Genomic DNA, 391 nt, shown 5'->3' with positions numbered 1-391 from the left:
ATTTGAAAGTCAAGGCCTGTGGGTATTCCGGAAAGTCATTGTCGAGTTTGGTGACATGTTCCGGCAAGGCAACCACGCGATGTACGTTTCTCCAGGGAGCGGCACTGTTGAGGTGCTTCGCCAATCAATGGCAACGGTCGTTAATTCTGACCATTGTGTCGTTCACATATCGCCGGGAAACAGTGCAGGGCCGAATGTGAGCGGTTTCCCTGATCCTGTTGGCGTTCGCTACTACATCCTTGGGGCCGCAACGCTCTAACAATCCGAAAATCGGAGAATACAATGGCTGTTTTGTCAGATTATACCTCTGGCACGATTACGCTCGCCAATGGTTCAACGGCTGTCACCGGCACAGGTACACTGTTTGATGTGGCGAAGTTCCGTGAAGGTT

Annotated in this window: 1 protein-coding gene; it reads left to right on the top strand. The window is 51.4% G+C overall.

The genetic code is table 11. The features are described from left to right. Positions 1-259, top strand: a 259-nt coding sequence (locus tag G3I17_RS40250) for a hypothetical protein (protein WP_203591369.1), incomplete at its 5' end; no start/stop codon positions are given. Between the last annotated feature and the right edge of the window lie 132 nt (positions 260-391).

The sequence above is a fragment of the Streptomyces sp. SID13031 genome (genome assembly GCF_010548305.1).
Lineage (GTDB): Bacteria > Actinomycetota > Actinomycetes > Propionibacteriales > Kribbellaceae > Kribbella.
Note: the sequence above shows the minus strand (reverse complement) of the source record. Positions and strands in the feature narration are given on the sequence as shown.